This window comes from Hoylesella buccalis ATCC 35310, from assembly GCF_000177075.1.
In the GTDB taxonomy this organism is placed as follows: Bacteria; Bacteroidota; Bacteroidia; order Bacteroidales; family Bacteroidaceae; genus Prevotella; species Prevotella buccalis.
Genome location: NZ_ADEG01000114.1, coordinates 1 through 3782, shown reverse-complemented (window position 1 = coordinate 3782; position 3782 = coordinate 1). Strand labels below are relative to the sequence as shown.

The following is a 3782-nucleotide window of genomic DNA, read 5'->3' as shown; positions in this document are numbered from 1 at the left end:
GGGGAGAGGGTTGCTACTGGGTTTTACGACTGACCCAGTATAAATAGAAAGCCATTTATTAATGAAGTTCTCTATATTAGAAATATCCTTTTCTAATCTTCTTTTTAGTTTTTCTATTTGTCTTTCCATTCCTTTTTTTGACCAAGCTGTATGCAATTTATAATAATCAAACATAAATCTTTTACTAAATAAAGGGATTGTATGTAACAAATCCATGTCAAGTCTTGCTCTCTTTTTATTATTTGGTAACAAATGAAAATTTAAACCATCAATATTCTCTAATTGGTAAATATCATTTAGTCTAGGAGATAATTCGAATATATTCAGATAAATTTGAATATAAGAATCCCTTTTACTAATATATATGGTAATAAATTCTATATACTGGCAATCAACTAACCGACACAGCTCATATATGTATAACGAAGGATTAGCAAGACCGTAACATGAGTTTACAAATGGAGATTTAGAATTTTTTTTTTACCAAGTTCAGGAATAACATTCTTTAAAACAATGTTATTCCTAATTTTAAAAGATTCTAATAGTGTGATTTTTAAAAACATTTTGCTTTATCGTCTATTATTATTACCTATTATTCCTGCACTCCCGTTTACACTTTGCTGCATCCAATTTCCTAATTGACTACCTGTTGTTCTATCTATTCTGAAAGCATAGTATTGGAATCATATATCAGAGCTTGATGGAAATTTATTGATAACCTCTATCTCAAATATATTTATGTCCTTAGGAAAGATATCGAGAACGGAACATTCTTATCCTAACTCAGGTTAGTAGGTGTAGGTTAAAACATACCTGTCGTTGAGATGATAATAAACGGGAACCGTCTGGTTGGCTTTCAAATTGTCGACGTTGACACATCCTTCGCTGCCCATTTGGAATGGATGCAGACACATATCTGCATATTGCAACCGATGAGCGGAGAAGTATTTGAACACCGTTTCCTTGGCACTCCAATGGATGAGCCGGCTCTCAGTGGTGCCAGCTACTTCATCTTCACGAAGAAACCGCTTGGCAATGCGGTCCACTCGGTTGCTGTAATACTCGATATCGACGGCCACTTCTTTCGTTTTGCTCAAGATGATGGCTACATATCCCGCTGTATCACTGATACTAATAAAAAAATCTTTCAGTAAAGGTTTGCCATGCGAATCATGATTGATGACGACATGCTGGTTGCCATTCATGGCATATAACAAAGCGTAGACCGCCATTTTTTGGCGCTTGCGCTCAAAATGATGATAACCAGAAACAACTTGTTCAAGGTGTGGATAGGCAGACAGAAACTCATCAATGGACTCATCAATCTTCCACAGACCAAGTTTCACATCCTTTGTCAACTGGCTAATACTGAGGACGGGCATTGCTATTCGTTTACTTCGTTCTCATCCGTAGCAATGGGATGGACCACCAATTTTACCTGACTGATACGCCTCTCCTCGATTCCCACTATCTCAAAAGTATAGTTCTTATAGCTGATTTTCTCGTGAAGATGAAGAAAATCGCCCTTCATCTCTAACAGCAATCCGGCTAAAGAGTCGGCATCACCCTGCACATCACTGAACTCATCATCATGGATGTCTAAGATTTTGAAGAAATCGGACAATGGGGTCTTGCCTTCAAACAGGTACGTATTTTCGTTTAATTTAGAAAATGTGCGTTCTTCCTCATCATATTCATCATTGATTTCTCCGACTATTTCTTCCAGAATGTCTTCCAAGGTAATCAATCCACACGTACCACCAAACTCGTCAACAACGATGGCTATGTGCACTTTATTCTCCTGAAACTCAGTCATCAAGTCATCAATCTTCTTCGTACCAGGTACAAAGTAGGCTGGCCTGATGAGGCTCTGCCAACGAAAAGCGGCAGGCTTGTTGAGATGAGGGAGCAAATCCTTGATGTACAAAACGCCACGGATATTGTCATCATTGTCCTGATACACCGGAATACGACTATAGTTGTTTTCGATAATGCACTGCATGACTTCATTAAAATTAGAATGAATGTCTATGTCAACTATGTCCTTTCGTGGCGTCATCACTTCTTTTGCCGTCTCATCCCCAAAACGAATAATGCCTTGCAGCATGCTCTGTTCGTCTTTAATGTCTTCCTTGTCTGTCAATTCCAATGCCTGTTCCAAATCATCAACGCTGAGAACATGGTTTTGTTTTTGTATGACCCGCTCGGCTATCACCCCGCTTCGCAGCAAGATATTCTCGATAGGCCAAAACATTTTTCGAAAGAACAAGATGCCATTGACACTGTTTCTGCAGAACTTCAAGGGGTTTTGACGACTGTAAACCTTGGGCATGATTTCACCAAACAGCAATAACAAGAACGTCAACAACACCGTGATGGTGAGAAATTGAAGCCAATATGCCTTTGGTCCAAAATGAAATAGTGAACCAAACACATAGTTGCACAGCATGATGATGGTGACGTTGACAAAGTTGTTGGCAATCAGAATGGTAGCCAGCGTACGTTGACTGTCATCACGCAGCATTTGAATTTTGCGATCACGGACGTTTCTTTCACCGTCTAATGCAGCGAGATCGGTAGGAGAAAGACTGAAAAATGCTATTTCTGAACCGCTTGCGAAGCCGGAGGCCAGCAACAAAAGAGCCGCCAGAACGGCTGCAAAGATGACACCTACTGTTGGAGACTGGAAGGTGACATCTGATAAAGAAGAGCTAATAGAGGAGATATCCAATTTCAAAAGGGTAGTTTAGTTGTATCATTTGTCGGAGTGGTTGTCTCTGAAGAACCACTCTTCTCTGTTTTATCTTCCGCTTCTGACGAGGCGCCACGCTTAGGGGAAAGCAGTTCCATGTTATCAGCCAACACCTCTGTGACATATCGTTTGATACCACGTTGGTCATCGTATGTCCTATATCTCAGACGCCCTTCAACGTACAGTTTGTCACCCTTATGTACATATTTTTCGACAACCTTGGCCAAACCGCGATAAAACACAATGTTATGCCAATCAGTGTGATCTGGAACCCGAGTTCCGTTTTGCAACGTATAGCCGCGCTCAGTTGTTGCCAGCGTTAACTGGGCAACCGCTTGATCGGCCTCAAAATATCTTACTTCTGGGTCTTTACCAACATTACCGATGAGCATTACTTTATTCATGACAATGTACTATTTGATGAAGAATATGCTATTTCCACATGCCTAAATACTTGAAACGGAAATTTTTGCCTTTTGCAGAAGGAAATTGGGAGCGACTGTCCACACGATCTTTGAGATAGTCGACAATACGATTGTAACAATCTTGTCCGGAATTGGCCTTGCATTGTGCGATGAATTGCGTATCCTTGTACTCATGCTTGCCTGTGGAAGGAATCAAAACCACCCGTTTGAAATCTAGAGAACCCTCATACCAGCCTTCATGAAATTCGGTCAAACGCGTCATAGCTGTGGCAGCAATATCCCGCTTATCAATAGGACCCGCTGGATGATTGGATGGGTGTAACGCTTTTTTTTGCTTAAAATCGAGCATCGTTTCTGCCGTGGTCTTGATAATGATGAAATATACTCGGGGGCGTACCTTATAACGTTTTGGATAGAAGACGTCGCTTGCAACATAATCGCGGATGTCTGATTCCAAATCCATGTCTACCACTATCTCGGGTATAGAACGCAAAAACTCTAAAGCTTCTTCAACATTATAAACTAATGTCTCACGATCAAAATATCTTAAATATAAATTCATGAATGAGTATGTTTCTCTGAAAAAAGAGCGGCAAACGAGACTT

General features: G+C 40.2%; 4 protein-coding genes. All 4 read right to left on the bottom strand.

Translation table 11 applies throughout. The annotated features are described in order from the left end of the window. Positions 1-788: 788 nt before the first annotated feature. The 4 genes from HMPREF0650_RS12225 to HMPREF0650_RS12210 are packed head-to-tail and all read right to left on the bottom strand — an operon-like array spanning position 789 to position 3739. A complete protein-coding gene (locus tag HMPREF0650_RS12225; RefSeq protein WP_004351183.1) occupies positions 789-1382 on the bottom strand; it encodes a 4'-phosphopantetheinyl transferase superfamily protein in 594 nt (197 codons plus the stop codon). Positions 1383-1384: 2 nt separating this feature from the next. After that, on the bottom strand, positions 1385-2731 hold the full coding sequence (gene gldE / locus HMPREF0650_RS12220) for a gliding motility-associated protein GldE (protein WP_081454893.1): 1347 nt from the start codon (positions 2729-2731) through the stop codon (positions 1385-1387). Between the two features lie 2 nt (positions 2732-2733). Beyond that, on the bottom strand, positions 2734-3156 hold the full coding sequence (locus tag HMPREF0650_RS12215; protein ID WP_004351180.1) for a single-stranded DNA-binding protein: 423 nt from the start codon (positions 3154-3156) through the stop codon (positions 2734-2736). 28 nt (positions 3157-3184) lie between these two features. Then, a complete protein-coding gene (locus HMPREF0650_RS12210) occupies positions 3185-3739 on the bottom strand; it encodes a hypothetical protein (RefSeq protein WP_004351178.1) in 555 nt (184 codons plus the stop codon). Positions 3740-3782: the final 43 nt, after the last annotated feature.

Excerpts from the sequence above, each read along its gene's own strand:
- HMPREF0650_RS12225 (WP_004351183.1), bottom strand. The coding sequence starts at position 1,382 with ATGCCCGTCCTCAGTATTAGCCAGTTGACAAAGGATGTGAAACTTGGT.
- HMPREF0650_RS12215 (WP_004351180.1), bottom strand. The coding sequence starts at position 3,156 with ATGAATAAAGTAATGCTCATCGGTAATGTTGGTAAAGACCCAGAAGTA.
- HMPREF0650_RS12210 (WP_004351178.1), bottom strand. The coding sequence starts at position 3,739 with ATGAATTTATATTTAAGATATTTTGATCGTGAGACATTAGTTTATAAT.